Below are 15,633 nucleotides of genomic sequence, written 5' to 3' on the forward strand. Positions count from 1 at the left end.
ACTCGATGGGTATCACCCAGCACACGACCGGTGTCGACAACGTCAAATCGGTTGCAAATCTCCAGATGCTGACCGGCAACCTCGGAAGACCCGGCACGGGTATCTGCGCACTGCGTGGCCAGAACAATGTGCAGGGCGCCTGCGACATGGGAGCGCTTGCAAACGTGTACTCCGGGTACCAGTCGGTGCTTGTCCCCGAGATGAAGAAGAAGATGGAGGATGCATGGGGCTGTACGATTGCCGAGGGCAAAGTCGGTCTGACGGTTACCACGTTGATCAATACCCTTGCCGATGAGCCCGGGAAGGTCAAGTGCGTCTATATCATGGGTGAGAACCCGATGCTCTCCGACCCGGACCTCCACCACGTGGAAAAAGGCCTGAAGAATGCCGAGTTCATGGTAGTGCAGGATATTTTCCTGACCGAGACCGCCCAGTTCGCCAATGTTGTCCTGCCGGCAGCCTGTTATGCCGAGAAGGACGGCACCCAGACCTCAACCGAACGCCGCGTCCAGAAGTGGCGCAAGGCCCAGGACCCGCCCGGCGAGGCAAAGGCAGACTGGCAGATCTTCTGCGAACTTGCCAAGCACATGGGATACGAGAAACAGTTCCCGTACAAGAGTGCAGAAGAAGTCTTCACGGAAATCTCAAAGGTCACCCCATCCTATGGCGGTATGGATTATGCACGCCTCGAAAAACCCGAAGCCCTTCACTGGCCCTGCCCCACCAAGGAGCACCCGGGTACACCCATCCTGCACAAGGAAAAGTTCACTCACCCGGACGGTCTTGGCATCTTTACCCCGATAGAGTGGAAGCCCCCGGCAGAAGTTCCGGACAAGGAGTATCCGCTCCTCCTGACCACCGGCCGCTGTATCTGGCACTGGCATACCGGTACCATGACCCGCCGCTCTGTTGATCTCGAACGCGAAGAGCCCACGGGCTGGGTCGAGATCAATCCTGAGGACGCAAAGGCGCTGGATATCAAGGACAAGGAAATGGTCAGGGCAATCTCCCGCAGGGGAGAGATTACGATTGGCGCCCGTGTGACGAAGACTATCAAGAAAGGTGTTGTCTTCATGCCGTTCCACTATGTGGAATGTGCTGCAAACCTGCTCACCAACAATGCGCTCGATCCTGTCGCAAAGATCCCTGAGTTCAAGGCCTGTGCTTGTAAATTAGAGAAGATTAAGGAGGCCTGATCATGGCAAAGAAAGGCGATATGCTCTACGCGTGGACCAATGACGCAGATATAAAAAAGAAAGCAGAACTCGGCGGTGCAGTCACTGGTCTCTGGAAATACGCACTCGAGTCCAAGGCAGTGGATGCAGTCCTGGTTATCACCAAGGGAACTGACCTCTACGATGCACAGCCGGTCCTGATCAAGGACCCCAAGGACCTTGCCAGGACAGCCGGTTCACTCCACTGCGGTACACTTCTCCTGCCAAAACTCGTGAAGAAATATCTCGAGGGTGCAGCGAATATGAAGATCGGTGTGACTGTCAAGGGCTGTGATGCGATGGCGTTCTACGAACTGGCCAAGCGCAAGCAGATCAACCTCGACAATGTCGTCATGATCGGTGTCAACTGCGGTGGCTCGGTCAGCCCGGTGCCTGCCCGCAAAATGATTGCTGACAAGTATGGCATCGACCCCAACCTCGTCCACAAGGAAGAGATCGACAAGGGCCAGTTTATTATCGAGTACGAAGGCGGACACAAGGGTATCTCCGTTGACGAACTCGAAGAAGCAGGCTACGGCCGGCGCAGCAACTGCCGCCGCTGCAAGATGAAGATCCCCCGCCAGGCAGATCTTGCCTGCGGTAACTGGGGAGTCATCGGCGACAAGGCAGGAAAAGCAACCTTTGTTGAGGTCTGCTCCGAGAAGGGTGCAAACCTCGTCAATGGTGCAGTCAAGAACGGCATCCTCGCAACCGAGGCAGCCAACCCCAAGGGTCTTGAGATCCGCGGAAAGGTCGAAGGCGCGATGATGAAGCTTGGCGACAAGTGGCGCAAGCACGATTTCGAAGCACTCGGCGAAGGCAAGGACCGCTTAAAGAAGATCATGAGCGAGACTGCACGCTGCATCAAGTGTTATTCCTGTATCGAGGCCTGCCCGATCTGCTACTGTGTGGATTGCACCACCAAGAACCCGGCCTATGTAAAACCCGGTGAGCTTCCCCCGAACTTCATGTTCCACCTGATCCGGTTCGCCCACATTGCGGACTCCTGTGTGAACTGTGGCCAGTGCCAGGAACTCTGCCCGGCAGAGATCCCGAACGCGCTCTTCATGCACGCCCAGCAGGTTGAACTCGAAAAGATGTTCGGCCACGTCCCGGGTGTCGACATGGAACTCCCGCTCCTGGCGTTTGCTGAGGAGAAGACCGAGCGTACCCGGCTCCACAACACCGGCAGCGACATGATCTTCGAGAATGTGTTCAACCCATTCACGAAACATTAATTCCCCTTTTTTTACCGGTTGACCGATAATTTCCCTCCCTCTCGTCAGCGGATGTGCTGCACATCTTGGGGGGCAGCGTTTTTCCCATCAGGCAGGTGCAGGTTTTTCTGATGTAGTGCTGCGTACGGGGTCCTGATCATGGAGCCCGGGCAGGGCTGGTAGTGCATTTCACAGGAAAAAACTCCGGAAAAAAGGAGATGGACAGGGCGGTGAACGAGCATCCCCAGGGGGAGCTGCATCCATCGTCTCAGAAAAAAATCAGTGATCGGGTGTTTCGAATAGTTCGAAGTAACATTCCCCGTACACCTGCTTTTCACCGGGTTTGAGTGCGAGAAGGAGATTGTCGGCGTGGTCGCGGCAGACGAAGGCAACACTGCACCCGAGTCCTTGGACCCCGATGGCTTCCTTCCCGCAATACTCGCACAGGTGTTTTTCTGCCATCAGCTGTACCGTTCGAGCACACAAACGCCGTAAATTTTCTTCTCGCCGGGTTTGAGCGCAAGAAGGAGACCGTCTGCATGGTCCAGGCACACATAGGCAAAACTGCCCTCCAGTGACTGGAACCCGATTGCTTCCTTACCACAGTATTCACACTTCTGTTTTTCCGCCATGATCATTTACTTTTCATCTTTTCATTAATACAGCTTGTTAATTTACCAATATCGTCACTAGTTTCTGAATTATCTCGTCCCCGGAAAAAATGATCTTTGTATTCGCATTCTGGCTGGGTTTCGGGAGCCCGGATTGGGTAAACTGCGTTGTGAAAAACGTGCCTGTTTAAGGGCCCTTGGCGGGCTTCAAGTGAGGGCGTTTCCGCCCGGATTTGGGCAATCGGGGCGATATTCTGAGAAATTCGCAACAGGTCCCGGATCCGGCGGTTTTACGGGCTTTTCCAGAACCGGTTTTTTGAAACGGAGCCCGCAGAGGGCTTAATTTAGTGTATCTCAGATTCCTCCGGAACTGCCTTTGTTCCATTTATTACGATAAGCGACGTGAGCACCAACCAGAAATAAATGAGAACCAGTTAACAGCAGTCCTCCTTTAGAACGACTTATTACTACACCTCACCCACTATTTTCTAACACTGGTGGTACGTATGGATGAAATTGTCACGGGAATCACGCAGGCAGTTGACCTGATCGTCACTCTTAATCCGGAAGTCCTGCACATTGCCGCCCTCTCTGTGTACATTTCCCTTGCCGCAACACTTCTTGCCGCATGCGTTTCCATCCCCCTGGGGGGATTGATCCATTTCCGTGAATTCCGGGGCAAGTCAATCCTCAAAGTGATCATCCAGACCCTCTATTCAGTTCCCACCGTTGTCGTGGGTCTCCTGTTGTACCTCCTGCTCTCACGAAGCGGCCCGCTCGGGTTGTTTGGCCTTCTCTTTACCCCGGAAGGTATGATCCTCGGGCAGATGGTCCTCATCATCCCCATCACAACCGGTCTTGTCATCTCTGCACTCAGCGGCGTTGACCGGAACATCAGCGATACGCTGGTATCTCTCGGAGCAACCGAGTTCCAGTGCATAGTCCAGATTGTCAAAGAAGCCCGGCTGGCAATCCTCAGTGCGGTGATCCTTGCATTCGGAAGAGCTATTTCAGAAGTCGGGGTAGCCATGATGATTGGCGGTAACATCGCGGGTCAGACGCGGGTGCTGACAACGGCTATTGCTCTCCAGACCGGCATGGGTGATTTTGGCTTCTCCATCGCACTCGGCATTATCCTTCTCGCGATTGCACTCGTCGTTGTCGTGGCTTTGAATATCATCACCTCCGGCCTGTCATCTGAACACCAGCAGGTACTGGGAGGCCCCCGCTCATGATCAGGATATCCGGTCTTGCGCGCCAGGCTGGTGAACGGAACATTCTTGAAGATATCAACCTGGAGATCCGGCGCGGAGAGATATTCACCCTCATCGGTCCCTCCGGCAGCGGCAAGACCACCCTCCTCCGGCTCATCGACCTTCTTGACCTGCCTACTGCCGGAACGATCTTCTTTGACGGGCAGGACACTGCCGGCACCGAACAGGTACGCCTCGCCATCCGCAGGCGCATGAGCATGGTCTTCCAGAAACCTGCGGTACTCAATACCACCGTTGCAGAAAATGTGGCATTCGGCCTGAAGTTCCGTGGTGCTGACCCGGCACAGGTCCCTGATCGTGTCCGTTCAGCGCTGGAACTTGTCGGCCTTTTGGGATTTGAAGAGCGCAGGGCAGTGACCCTGTCTGGTGGCGAGATGCAACGCGTGGCGATTGCACGGGCAATGGTCACCGAACCGGAGGTGCTGCTGCTGGATGAGCCCACGGCAAACCTTGACCCGGTCTCAACGGAGCTCATCGAGGATCTGCTCATCCGGATTAACAGCCGGATGCATACGACCATTCTCTTTTCCACGCATGACATGATCCAGGGCCAGCGCCTTGCCCATCGCATGGGGGTGATCATGCACGGGCGCCTTGCACAGGTGGGCACCCTCCACGATATATTCTACAAACCTTATGGCAGGGAGGTCGCACGGTTTGTCGGTGTCGATACCATCCTTAAAGGGGTAGTCCAGACCAATGAGCGGGGACTAGCCCTCGTAGCGATTGGCAATGCCTCCTTTGAAGTGGTTGCTCCCTGCCCCCCGGGAAAAACCATAACGCTCTATATCCGGCCCGAGGAAGTGTCGATCTCGATTCCTGACGGAGCAAAGAAGACCAGCGTCCGCAACCAGCTGGTGGGGACCATTACAAAACTGGTCTCGCTCGGGCCATTTATCCGGGTCACGGTAGACTGTGGGATGCCCATCATCGCACTTATAACGACCCGCTCCTGCGGGGAACTCGGACTGGCGATCGGTACGACCGTTGTTGCGAGTGTCAAAGCATCCGCGATTCATGTGCGTGCCGATCCCTAAATGAGATTTATTCAATATATTTATCAGGTTGCCATCGTAACAGTCAATGAGATGCGCTATGGCTGAAATGTTTACAGATCTTCTTATTTACGTGGGGATTGGAGTCCTCACCTTTATGATTGGATATATTATCGGGTACCAGTTACTGATGATGTACTATACAAAACGGTTTATGGTGATTGCCGGACAGTGTTCTGATGCGGATTCCGTGGTCCCGATGATAGATGAACTCGCAAAGGAGACCTGAGGGGTGAAAAAAGATGGTTGACCTAGTAAGTTACTCCTTGATCAGCATCACCTGCTTATGTTTCGGGCTTATTGTCAGTTTTCAGGTTGCGCACATCCATTACTGCCGCAAACTTACCACGCTGGTGCGCCGCTCAATATCGACAAAGACGATTGCTCCGGTGCTGGCAGAGTACGAAGTGCTCAAAGACCGGAAATAAAAACTTTTTCCTCTATCAGAGCTGGTTAATACGAGGATCACCAATAATTAAGTGATGCGCTGCACGACGCTTGCCAGCGGGAGCAAAGGCAACTGCTTTTTTATTGAGGGGGAGAGCGGCGCCCTGCTTATCGATGCAGGACTGAGCGCCAAAGAGATACTCGTAAGGATTTCTGCTGCGGGTCTCGATGCCAGCCATATCAGTGCCGTGCTGGTCACCCATGAGCATGGGGATCATCTGCGGGGTCTGGATGTGCTCATGCGGAAGCTCAGCATTCCGGCCTATGCAACAGAAGGCACCCTCCATGATTTCCTGCACCACCGGCGCACATCGGATAAAGCGGTCGACTGCCGGGTATGCAGGTATGATGATGTGTTTACCATCGGGGATTTTTCGGTTGAACCGTTTGCCACATCGCATGATGCTGCCGAGCCGTGCGGTTTTGTCATCCGCGAAAACGGGTTAAAGATCGGGTACTGCACCGATACGGGCATACTGACTCCCCCTATGCTTGAAAAACTCCGGTGCTGTGACGGTATTGTGCTCGAGAGCAACCACTGCCCGGATATGCTCACCAACGGGCCGTATCCTGAATCCTTAAAGCGGAGGATCCGTTCAAAACGGGGGCACCTGTCAAATCCGGCAGCAGCTGCCGGTCTGAAGGTACTGGGAAAAGATATCCCGCAGGTAATCCTCGCACATTTAAGCGAGACCAATAACACTCCCGAGCGGGTGAATGCCAGTGCCCGGGAGGGACTGGGTCTTTTTTATGATGAAATGAATGTGATTGTCGCAAGCCAGTGCGGGACCACACATACGGACCCCCAGTGTATCAGGCTTTAAAAAACACAATCTTAATCCCTGCACCGGCCAAACATCAGGACGAGAAAACCCATGCTCTTTATGGACTTTTCAAGGACCTGCGAGAAACTCGAAGGCATCTCCGGCCGGCTGGAGATGATCGATCTCATCAGCACCGTGCTGCCCACCCTTTCACCCGAAGAGCTGCTGGTCTTTGTGCGTTTTGTCATGGGGAGGTGCTTTCCTGACTGGAGTACCCGGAAACTCGGGATCGGACCGAACCTCCTGTACGAGGCAGTCGGTTATGTTGCAGGAATTAAAAAAGAGCAGGTGATCGAGAAGATCAACCAGACCGGCGATGTCGGGCAGGCTGTTGAGGAACTGCTGATGGAAAAGTCGATGACCACGTTTTTCCACGAGGAACTCGATCTTGTCCGCGTTGACCGGGAACTTATCACCATTGCCGAAATGGAAGGAAAAAAATCCCAGCGGGAGAAACTGCTCGCTGTCCGCCGGCTGCTGGGCAATGCCCACCCGCTCGAAGGCAGGTACCTGGCCCGGATCATGCTCGAAGAGCTCCGCATCGGTGTCGGCGAAGGGAGCGTGCGGGACGCAATCGCAAAAGCCTTTTTTGTGGATTCAGCCCTTGTCGAGCACGCGATGCAGGCCCTTAACGACTCGGGTGAAGTTGCCCGGCTTGCAAAGATCGGCCCCGATGCACTCCGGGACGTCCATATCACGCCGTTCCATCCGGTACGGATGATGCTCGCCCAGCAGGGTGTTATCGCCGACATGATCGCTGAGCACGGGCCGGTTGCAGCAGAATACAAATACGATGGGTCCCGGTTCCAGTTCCATAAGAAAGGCAACTGGGCGCGGATGTACTCGCGGCGGCTCGAGGATGTGACCGGGGCACTGCCGGATGTGATAGAGCAGCTGCTCAGTACAACCGATCATGACGTGATCATTGACGGGGAAGTCATTGCAATAAAAAATGGTAAACCCATGCCCTTCCAGTCCGTGCTCCGCCGCTTCCGGCGCCGCCATGATGTGGCTGAGGCAACCGAGGCTGTCGAGCTGGTGCCTAATGTCTTTGATATCCTCTGGCTTGACGGTGAGACCTTAATCGATCTCCCGCTTACCGGGCGAAGGAAAAAACTCGAGAGTGTCATAAAAATGTTCATTGCCCCGCAGGTGGTGAGCAGCGATGCAGCCGTTATAGAACAAACCTATAATGCTGCTCTCGCGGCCGGGCACGAAGGGATCATGATCAAGGTGCCCGCCTCGCCATATTCCCCGGGCCAGCGGGGGAAGAACTGGATCAAGATCAAGCCCGAAGTGGACACGCTCGACCTTGCGGTGATCGGTGCCGAATGGGGCGAAGGGAAGCGGGCACATGCGTTCGGGTCGTTCCTTGTTGCGTGCCAGAATGAGGGAAAACTCATACCGTTGAGCCGGGTAGCCACCGGCTTTTCTGATGAACAACTGGCCGAAGTGTACGGGCTGCTCAAGGACACAGTCATAGGAAAGAGCGGAAAGGAAGTGACATTTGAGCCGACGCTGGTCTTTGAGGTGGGATATGCGGAACTGCAGGCCAGTACCAATTACGATGGCGGGTTTGCCCTGCGGTTCCCCCGGTTCATCCGTCTCCGCGATGACAAGGATATCCCCGATATCGAAACGCTTGACGGAATCCGGGACCGGTACAAACGGCAGGCAAATTCAGCGCAGGCGTATAAGGGCTAGAAGGGCTCGTTGTTATTTCGTGGGAATTAGGCTCTGTAGAAATGCACATGAACCGATACCGTTCACTCCCAAGCCATGAAAATCGTTTTTTTTATGATTCTCCCCCGCCTTAGGGTCTCTCTTCAGGCACGGCGGGGCAAGGAGATTTTAGAATATTTAGTCCTCAAACGCCGCGGGGTGCCCCGTCAGGGGCGGCGGTGTTCATCGCATTCGGGGGTATGGGGGCATCAGCTCCCATCAAAAAGATCTACAAATTCTTGTGTTATTCATACGCCACCATCGACAAACTCAAAAGAGCGTTCTCTGCGTTTTGAGTTCGGGAATGAGCGTGCTGTGCCCGAGCCATGCACCGGAGCCGAGCCTGGCTGAAACTTCAGTGACCGCCACATCGAGAGACGGGCAGACCGTGGAGGGAGTGTGCATTGCTTTCCGGGTTGCCTCACGGATCACCCAGGTGCCGAGCGGTGCCCAGTACTCACCCGATACATTGCGAATGATGATCACCCGGGCACAGCGCCGGATGGTTTTGAGATATTCGCATGCGGCAAGCCGTGCCGAGTAGTACGCCCCGGATATGGGGGAGTACCCCTTCTTGGTCATGCCCTCCCGGTCCTGCACGATCACCGCTTCGTCTCCTGCCCAGAGGGTCTGTTTCCCCCAGATCTCGATCATCTCATACTTCCAGTCGCCCGGGACAAGGATGCAGAGGATCCGGTTGCCGTAGATCTCTCCGTCAAACAGGTGGATCTCGTCGATCGGGGGATAGCGGGCAATCTCTTTTTTCATCCGGATGGACAGGGTGTCGTCAACAGCAGTGATCGCCCACCGCGTGGGAACGAATTTCCGCCGTTTGCCCAGCAGCCCTGCCGTCATCAGCTTGGTGATCTGGTACACATCTATGTCCGAGTCCATCAGGGCAACACAGGCATCGGTTGCACCAATATCCGTATCGGATGTTACCCGGTCAACTGCCCGCTCCACCCGGGCACTGCCGATCACATCCATATGTTTGACCGGGCCGGTGAGACCCACCGGGGCGACCGTGCCATCGAAATTCAGGCTGAATGCAACCGGCTTTGTGAACAACACATCGACATCGAGCGGGATTGTGGAGAGCGCAATCTCCTGCAGGTTGCCGGCAACCGTGTGCAGTCCCGAATTCCCCCGGATCGTGCGGGCACGAATTCCCACAATATCTTCCATGCCGAGGTTCTGCCGGATCCACTCCGGGGGATTGTCGGAATCGTTGATCAGCAGGGGTCCGCCCTGCATATCGGGATACCCGAAACTGCCGATGAAAACCGAGGGTGAGCAGCCCTGGTAGCTTGTCGCGGGCTTTACGGAGACCTGGGCCTGGAACCGGCTCATGATCGGACAGCGGGAAAGGCCGCACATCCCTTTTCCCTTGCACTCTGCGCACCGCATCATGCCTGCACCGGTATCCGGCCAGCGTTTTTTGTCATCTGCCCCGGTTTTGCCTTCAGGATACGCGCAGTCATGGGGTCTGCTGCTGGAGTTCTATGGTTTTGATAATCCGGTTCTCGGGATCGATAAATGAAACACGCCAGCCCACATCATACCGTGCCCCGCATTCCGGGCAGATGAGGATCACCCGGTAGACTTCCCGGGTGTCTTTTATGGGGCGTTCCTTGTTCGCATTGGCCGAAACAAATGACGTATGGAAGCCGTACGTATAGCCGCATGCCGGGCATACGCGGATTTCATCGGCGTGCCTGAGTGTGGTGATCTCCCCGGGTTCTGGCATAACAATTCCCTGATCAGTGTGTTTTTGCAGGAGTTCCTGATGAATTTTTCCTGCGGTTAATGGTATCGCAGATGATCCCGGCAGCATTTTTCCTCCCGTTGATGGTGGCATGAACTTCGCGGAAAGGTCGGGGGGTGATTGCAAAGGTCTCAAGAATTTTCTGCTCCAGGGTTTCCTGGGTGACGAGCCGGCCGTCAATACAGGTACCTGCCCCAAGATCTTCGATCTTTTTGGCATTGTTCTGCTGCTCGGGATGGCCGGTGTCCATGATGATCAGGACGGGTTTTTCAAAGAGCAGGGCCTCGTGCAGCGTGGTCAGGCCCCCGTGCACAATCGCAATCCTTGCCTGTGCCAGGTGCTCGTAGATGTTCGAGACATAGCCATGCGAGAGGAAATTGGCAGAAGAGTCCGGCAGGTGGTCACCGGTATAAAAGACATCGAAGAGCAGATCTTTTCTCCGGTCTGCGATAGTCTTTAACATCAGGTACATCGGGAGTTTGTAGGGTTCTCCCCCAAAACTGGCAAATATTGTCTTTTTGTCGTACGTATACCGGGCAGGATCGAAGTCGTAAAACGGGCCGGTGAAGGCGTACCGCCCCTCTTCACCTTTCGGTACGACAATATTGTATTCGCTTACAGTATCGGGTGCCGGGTAGTCAGGGATGATCACCCGGTCGGCAAGGCGGATGTATCGTTGTATTGAAAAATTGAGGAACTTCCAGACACTATTTGTCGACCGGCCGGGCCCGTTGAAATGGTTCTGGTTGGTGATGAAGACAAGGGGGACGTTTTGCTGCCGTGCTGCAAGGATTCCGCCATACATGGTATCGCACACCACGCAGTCAAACTGGTGTTCAATGATAAGCTTTCGGATGCTCAGGGTAGACCGGATCATGTCGAGCACGATCCATTTCGAGTACCAGAGCGTCTTTTTGAGACTGAAAAAACCCTCTTCTCCTTCAAGGCAGACCTCGCGGGGCGTATAATGGAGGTGGGTGCAGCGGTGTTGTTTCATGAAATCGTAGGATTTCCCGTAACCGGCAAAGTGGATCGTGTGTCCCAGCTGCTGCTGCATGTAATGCCCGAGATGGAGACAGCGGGATGCATGCCCGAGTCCTTCACCACAGACGACAAAGAGGATCTTCATGAAACCTTCCTAGAGTATTAGGGTGTTGAGATGTTACGGGTTCCGGCTATCACGGTAACGGAGTGAATGGATCTTCCGGAGGTGTTTCTTCTTCCGGCACGATAACCCATGCAACGATATAGGCAAGGAACCAGATGCCCCAGGTGAACAGGGTCAATACCGCCCATACCAGCCGGATGATCGTAGGATCGATGCCAAGATAATCGCCAAGCCCCCCGCATACGCCAGCAAGCATGCGGCGGGTTTTCGAGCGATACAGCCGTTTCATGGAAATAGTTTTGGAAGTCCGTTCATTAAAACTGATTGACCGGATTTTTGGTTGAAAAACCCGGTTTATGGCGGTGAATGCATAAGCGGAGCGGGGAATCACCAAACCCATTTATACCGGCAGGCTGATACCAGAATTCCTGTGACTGGTGCAGATCTCATTCAGGTGCTCTCCGTTCTTATCGAGATTATTATCGCGGCGGGTGCAGTGTTCATTGCAGTAAAAAAGCAGAAACCTTTTGGCTGGGCAATTGCTGCCACGTTTGGCCTGTATGTGGTATTCGATCTCTCGAGGATGGGGATCATCCCGTTCCTTGCCGGCATTGACGCGTTCCTGTTCCTGGCCGCAAATATCGCGATGCTCATCGCTCTGTGGCTGATGATTAAGGAAAAATAAAACAGGAGATGGGCCCGCTGAGATTCGAACTCAGGACCTCCGCCATGTCAAGGCGACGTCATAGCCAACTAGACCACGAGCCCTCGTAAAGTCTGATGCTCTATAACATCTGTGCTAGTATTATTAAAAATTAGTGTACTGATCGCCCAAATTATGCCTTGTACGGGTGCCCGTGAACTTTATTACGCACACCCGTACATGCTTAAACCGGTGATTGTATGTCCGGGAGTACTGACACAAAACAACAACTCTTCGTCTTTGAGCAGGATGCGGGCCGCGTTGAACTGCTCATCCGCATCGTATACTGGATCCTCATAGGTATCGTTCTCTGGATCTATGGGATGATCACATTCATCTGCCTGTTCATCCAGTGGTTCCATATCCTGATCCTGGGTAGCAGGAACGAGTGGCTCTCAAACATTGCCCGGGGATATCTCGAATACCTGGTGAATGTTATGAGTTACACGTATATCATGACCGATAATCGTCCGGAGATCCTCCCGGTGGCCGTGAAGATTTACAAAGAGTAACACACCCCCTGGCCGGAACCGCTCAACCCTTTTTTTTTGAAGACTCTCCTCATTTTTTCTCGTTCAGGTTTTATCCCCTGTTTTCATAATCCCGCATCGGGTTCCAGGGCGTTTTTAATGAAAGAATGGGTATAAAAAATTTGCTCGGTAAAATTCATTGAGAAAATTCTGACGCTCCCGGGGGCACCCCCCATTGTGATGATGATGTATTTCCTGTAACCTTACTCGGGCTATGGCGATGCGCCGGTCCTCCAACGGGGGACTGGTGGCGCAAGAGGGGGGCAATATATTATGAAAAAAAAGGTTTCCCTATGAAAATCGTGTTCTCAAGATATGATAATGGGGGTTGAGACCCCCATACCCCCGGTAATGATGAACGTCGCCGCCCCCGACGGTGCGCCCCCGCGGCGTTTGAGGACTAACTATTCTAAAACCTCCTTGCCCCGCCGTGCCTGAAGAGAGGGCCTGAGGCGGGGGAATATCACAAACATGATTTTCATGGTTCGGGTGTGAACGTTATAGGTTCATGCCTGTTTCTACAATGCAAAAAAACTCAACAGGGGATTTGTACAATCCGCTAATACAGGTTCAACGTTTTTAACCCAGTAGAGGCAATAACAGATTTGTGGGAATTCTCGCATCCATTGTTACATTCTTTAAAAAACGATTCGGGAAGAAACCTCCCCCGCTTCATGAGGACTGTGCCTTCTGCGGGGAGCGCGTGTATCTTCCATTCCATTGCGAGTACTGTCACCGGTATTTTTGCGGCAGGCACCGCCTTCCCTTTGAGCATGACTGCAAAAATATCAGGGACTGGAAGAAAAAAATCCCGTCAGACGGCACAACTGTGGAAAGCAAAGCAGGAAACCTGTTTGTAAGAAAGTAACCCATTCCTCATCGGGAATAAAAGTGATAACTCTCCTTTTTGACAGGAAGCCCCGGCCTGGATATGCCAATCGTTCGTTCGCTCACATGGATGGATAGATATCATGTCAAATAATTTCAAAAGAGGAAAGATCATTTTTATCCCAATATAATTATTTACTCATTCATCAATCGAATATTATGGAACTGACGATCATCCAGAGTTCAGTTACACTCTTTGAGATACTCTGTGTGATCATCGTCTTTGCAACCGTTTTCATGAGAAGCCGGTTTTTCAATGAGGTTTTCGAGCACAACCCAACATGGACCACCCGGATACTCCTCATCGTTTTTTTTGGCGTTCTGTCAATCTTCGGGACACTCTCCGGGCTCTCTATCTATGGCGCTGTTGTGAATGTGCGGGATATCGGCCCCATGGCTGCGGGTCTGGTCTGTGGACCGTACATCGGGATTGGTTCAGGAATCATCGGGGGGTTGTTCCGGTTTGCCCAGGGGGGCCCCTATATGTGGACCGGGTTATCCGCCCCCATCCTCTCGGGAATTCTTGGCGGCATTATGTATCTTGCGAACAAACGCCAGTTTGTCCCGACATGGGTTGCTGTGCTGTTCATTGCGCTTTCTGAGACGCTTATCTCCTGCTACACGCTTGTCCTTGTGACAAAACCATCGGAATTTTTTACCGTAGTTACGATGGTTGCAATCCCCATGGTTGTTTTTAACGTCGTCGGCATGTTCATTTTTGCGTCTGTTGTCCATCATATCCTTCATGAACGCAAGGTCCGAACTGAGATGCATCTGCTGGAACTTGAGGTGGAGTCCAAGCGAAACCTCAATTCAGTGATCAACACAATAGCCTACCCGGTTTATGTCCTAGACCGGAACCATCGTTTTGTCCTCGTAAACGACAGCCTGTGCACATTTTTCGGCAGGGTCCGGGAGGAAATACTCGGAAAAACGCACCAGGATTTTTACAACCGGCACGATGCTGATATCCATCGGGAACGAGTGGAAAAAATTTTCAGAACACTTGCCCCCCAGGAAGAGGAAATAACGATAACAAAACCGGATGGACAGACATGCACCATCATCTCTACGTTCACCTTGTACACGGATGCAGCAGGCAAGGTGTTCATGGTGGGGGTTATCCAGGATATCACGGAACGCAAGCATATGCAGGTGGTCCTTGCGCAGAACGAAGCGTGGTACCGCATCCTCTTTGAGACCACCGGTGCTGCCACCATCATCTTAAATGAGGACGGTACCATTGACCAGGCAAACTCCGAATGCGCCCAGCTGCTGGGATATTCCCGTGGGGAGATCGAGGGAAAGATGAGCTGGGATCAGATCGCCCATCCACACGATCTCGATCTGATCAAAAAATACCATCAACAACGGCGTATTGACCCGGCATCGGTTCCCTTGAGTTACACGATCCGTATGCACGACCGGAACGGATCAATAAAAATCCTGCATGCGGTAGTCGCCCTTATCCCGGGAACAAAAAAATCGATTGCTTCCTTTGTCGACATCACTGAACGAAAGAAAGCTGAAGATGCCCTGACGCAGGCGAATAAAAAACTCAATCTGCTCTCATCGATCACCCGCCATGACATCATCAACCAGATTCTGGTTCTCCGGGGATACCTTTCCCTTACCAAAAAACATACTGAAGATTCGCAGCTCCTCGATTATATCGAGCATTCTGAAAGGGCAACCCGGAACATCGAGCACCAGATCATCTTCACCCGCGACTACCAGGATATGGGGGTAAAGACACCGGTATGGCAGAATGTCATGAATACCGTCATCGATGCCAAAGGTGCATTGACCCTTGGTAATGTGAAAGTCGATGTGGACTGTTTGGATCTTGAAGTATTTGCAGACCCTCTCTTTGAAAAAGTGTTTTACAACCTCATCGACAACTCCCTGAAATATGGGGGGGAGCGGTTGCAGACGATCAGGATCTCGTCGCAGGAAGTGGATGACGATCTTGTTATTACGTACGAGGATGATGGTGTCGGGATCACGGAAGGAGACCGGCCTCACCTCTTTGCGAAGGGGTTTGGGAAAAACACCGGCCTCGGCCTCTTCCTTTCCCGCGAGATTCTTTCGATCACCGGTATCACGATTGCAGAAACCAGCACCCAGGGCAGCGGTGCACGGTTCACCATCAGTGTACCGAAAGAAATGTACCGGTCCGGCAATAGAAAGGTGCTATAATCCTCACAAAATCCACCCTTTCGGAAAAAAACACGCAGAAAAAAATGCTTACAGTATTCCCCGGAGCAAGACTGCG

The 15,633-nt window shown here is 53.1% G+C and carries 18 protein-coding genes and 1 tRNA gene; 12 read left to right on the plus strand and 7 right to left on the minus strand.

All coding sequences use genetic code 11. The features are described from left to right. A partial coding sequence (locus tag WC593_15405; protein MFA4826536.1) for a molybdopterin-dependent oxidoreductase occupies positions 1 to 1,196 on the plus strand: 1,196 nt, incomplete at its 5' end. 2 nt (positions 1,197 to 1,198) lie between these two features. Next, entirely contained in the window at positions 1,199 to 2,452 is a 1,254-nt protein-coding gene (locus tag WC593_15410) for a Coenzyme F420 hydrogenase/dehydrogenase, beta subunit C-terminal domain (GenBank protein ID MFA4826537.1), read from the plus strand. A 258-nt stretch (positions 2,453 to 2,710) separates the two neighbouring features. Here the strand turns inward: WC593_15410 and WC593_15415 are convergent, their stop codons facing one another. After that, positions 2,711 to 2,893, minus strand: a complete 183-nt coding sequence (locus WC593_15415; GenBank protein ID MFA4826538.1) for a hypothetical protein — start codon at positions 2,891 to 2,893, stop codon at positions 2,711 to 2,713. After that, the gene (locus WC593_15420; protein ID MFA4826539.1) at positions 2,893 to 3,063 is read right to left on the minus strand and encodes a hypothetical protein; all 171 of its coding nucleotides are present in this window, start codon (positions 3,061 to 3,063) and stop codon (positions 2,893 to 2,895) included. Before WC593_15420 ends, WC593_15415 begins: the two co-directional genes overlap by 1 nt. Positions 3,064 to 3,548: 485 nt before the next feature. Between WC593_15420 and WC593_15425 the strand changes: the two genes are divergently transcribed. From WC593_15425 to WC593_15450, 6 genes are read left to right on the plus strand one after another with little or no spacing between them, the layout of a single operon-like run. Further along, positions 3,549 to 4,277, plus strand: a complete 729-nt coding sequence (locus WC593_15425) for an ABC transporter permease (GenBank protein MFA4826540.1) — start codon at positions 3,549 to 3,551, stop codon at positions 4,275 to 4,277. Continuing rightward, entirely contained in the window at positions 4,274 to 5,353 is a 1,080-nt protein-coding gene (locus WC593_15430) for an ABC transporter ATP-binding protein (GenBank protein MFA4826541.1), read from the plus strand. The genes WC593_15425 and WC593_15430 overlap by 4 nt, the downstream gene beginning before the upstream one ends. Before the next feature lie 58 nt (positions 5,354 to 5,411). Then, entirely contained in the window at positions 5,412 to 5,600 is a 189-nt protein-coding gene (locus WC593_15435; GenBank protein MFA4826542.1) for a hypothetical protein, read from the plus strand. 13 nt (positions 5,601 to 5,613) lie between these two features. Further along, a complete protein-coding gene (locus WC593_15440; GenBank protein MFA4826543.1) occupies positions 5,614 to 5,799 on the plus strand; it encodes a hypothetical protein in 186 nt (61 codons plus the stop codon). A 54-nt stretch (positions 5,800 to 5,853) separates the two neighbouring features. Further along, positions 5,854 to 6,642, plus strand: a complete 789-nt coding sequence (locus WC593_15445) for an MBL fold metallo-hydrolase (protein ID MFA4826544.1) — start codon at positions 5,854 to 5,856, stop codon at positions 6,640 to 6,642. Positions 6,643 to 6,693: 51 nt separating this feature from the next. Next, positions 6,694 to 8,346, plus strand: coding sequence for an ATP-dependent DNA ligase (locus WC593_15450; protein ID MFA4826545.1), 1,653 nt, complete (start codon positions 6,694 to 6,696; stop codon positions 8,344 to 8,346). Positions 8,347 to 8,634: 288 nt separating this feature from the next. Here the strand turns inward: WC593_15450 and WC593_15455 are convergent, their stop codons facing one another. The 4 genes from WC593_15455 to WC593_15470 all read right to left on the minus strand — a co-directional run bounded on the left by WC593_15455 (position 8,635) and on the right by WC593_15470 (position 11,526). Then, positions 8,635 to 9,774, minus strand: a complete 1,140-nt coding sequence (locus tag WC593_15455) for a hypothetical protein (protein ID MFA4826546.1) — start codon at positions 9,772 to 9,774, stop codon at positions 8,635 to 8,637. 67 nt (positions 9,775 to 9,841) lie between these two features. Continuing rightward, entirely contained in the window at positions 9,842 to 10,111 is a 270-nt protein-coding gene (locus tag WC593_15460; GenBank protein ID MFA4826547.1) for a hypothetical protein, read from the minus strand. Between the two features lie 13 nt (positions 10,112 to 10,124). Then, entirely contained in the window at positions 10,125 to 11,258 is a 1,134-nt protein-coding gene (locus tag WC593_15465) for a glycosyltransferase family protein (GenBank protein ID MFA4826548.1), read from the minus strand. A gap of 49 nt (positions 11,259 to 11,307) precedes the next feature. Then, positions 11,308 to 11,526, minus strand: a complete 219-nt coding sequence (locus tag WC593_15470; protein MFA4826549.1) for a PspC domain-containing protein — start codon at positions 11,524 to 11,526, stop codon at positions 11,308 to 11,310. A 141-nt stretch (positions 11,527 to 11,667) separates the two neighbouring features. Here WC593_15470 and WC593_15475 point away from each other — a divergent pair, with 141 nt between their 5' ends. Beyond that, complete coding sequence (locus WC593_15475; protein ID MFA4826550.1) at positions 11,668 to 11,922, plus strand: hypothetical protein; 255 nt, start codon at positions 11,668 to 11,670, stop codon at positions 11,920 to 11,922. Between the two features lie 9 nt (positions 11,923 to 11,931). Here the strand turns inward: WC593_15475 and WC593_15480 are convergent. Then, a tRNA-Val gene (locus WC593_15480) sits at positions 11,932 to 12,005 on the minus strand. A gap of 135 nt (positions 12,006 to 12,140) precedes the next feature. On the opposite strand from WC593_15480, the gene WC593_15485 reads away from it, so the two are divergent. From WC593_15485 to WC593_15495, 3 genes are all read left to right on the plus strand, one after another. Beyond that, entirely contained in the window at positions 12,141 to 12,452 is a 312-nt protein-coding gene (locus WC593_15485; protein ID MFA4826551.1) for a DUF4389 domain-containing protein, read from the plus strand. 625 nt (positions 12,453 to 13,077) lie between these two features. After that, positions 13,078 to 13,338, plus strand: coding sequence for an AN1-type zinc finger protein (locus WC593_15490; GenBank protein ID MFA4826552.1), 261 nt, complete (start codon positions 13,078 to 13,080; stop codon positions 13,336 to 13,338). Between the two features lie 179 nt (positions 13,339 to 13,517). Continuing rightward, a complete protein-coding gene (locus WC593_15495; protein ID MFA4826553.1) occupies positions 13,518 to 15,557 on the plus strand; it encodes a PAS domain S-box protein in 2,040 nt (679 codons plus the stop codon). Positions 15,558 to 15,633: the final 76 nt, after the last annotated feature.

Origin of the sequence: Methanoregula sp. (assembly GCA_041645435.1) — an archaeon.
In the GTDB taxonomy this organism is placed as follows: Archaea; Halobacteriota; Methanomicrobia; order Methanomicrobiales; family Methanospirillaceae; genus Methanoregula.

Excerpts from the sequence above, each read along its gene's own strand:
- WC593_15410 (MFA4826537.1), top strand. The coding sequence starts at position 1,199 with ATGGCAAAGAAAGGCGATATGCTCTACGCGTGGACCAATGACGCAGAT.
- WC593_15415 (MFA4826538.1), bottom strand. The coding sequence starts at position 2,893 with ATGGCAGAAAAACACCTGTGCGAGTATTGCGGGAAGGAAGCCATCGGG.
- WC593_15420 (MFA4826539.1), bottom strand. The coding sequence starts at position 3,063 with ATGGCGGAAAAACAGAAGTGTGAATACTGTGGTAAGGAAGCAATCGGG.
- WC593_15425 (MFA4826540.1), top strand. The coding sequence starts at position 3,549 with ATGGATGAAATTGTCACGGGAATCACGCAGGCAGTTGACCTGATCGTC.
- WC593_15430 (MFA4826541.1), top strand. The coding sequence starts at position 4,274 with ATGATCAGGATATCCGGTCTTGCGCGCCAGGCTGGTGAACGGAACATT.
- WC593_15435 (MFA4826542.1), top strand. The coding sequence starts at position 5,412 with ATGGCTGAAATGTTTACAGATCTTCTTATTTACGTGGGGATTGGAGTC.
- WC593_15440 (MFA4826543.1), top strand. The coding sequence starts at position 5,614 with ATGGTTGACCTAGTAAGTTACTCCTTGATCAGCATCACCTGCTTATGT.
- WC593_15445 (MFA4826544.1), top strand. The coding sequence starts at position 5,854 with ATGCGCTGCACGACGCTTGCCAGCGGGAGCAAAGGCAACTGCTTTTTT.
- WC593_15450 (MFA4826545.1), top strand. The coding sequence starts at position 6,694 with ATGCTCTTTATGGACTTTTCAAGGACCTGCGAGAAACTCGAAGGCATC.
- WC593_15455 (MFA4826546.1), bottom strand. The coding sequence starts at position 9,774 with ATGATGCGGTGCGCAGAGTGCAAGGGAAAAGGGATGTGCGGCCTTTCC.
- WC593_15460 (MFA4826547.1), bottom strand. The coding sequence starts at position 10,111 with ATGCCAGAACCCGGGGAGATCACCACACTCAGGCACGCCGATGAAATC.
- WC593_15465 (MFA4826548.1), bottom strand. The coding sequence starts at position 11,258 with ATGAAGATCCTCTTTGTCGTCTGTGGTGAAGGACTCGGGCATGCATCC.
- WC593_15470 (MFA4826549.1), bottom strand. The coding sequence starts at position 11,526 with ATGAAACGGCTGTATCGCTCGAAAACCCGCCGCATGCTTGCTGGCGTA.
- WC593_15485 (MFA4826551.1), top strand. The coding sequence starts at position 12,141 with ATGTCCGGGAGTACTGACACAAAACAACAACTCTTCGTCTTTGAGCAG.
- WC593_15495 (MFA4826553.1), top strand. The coding sequence starts at position 13,518 with ATGGAACTGACGATCATCCAGAGTTCAGTTACACTCTTTGAGATACTC.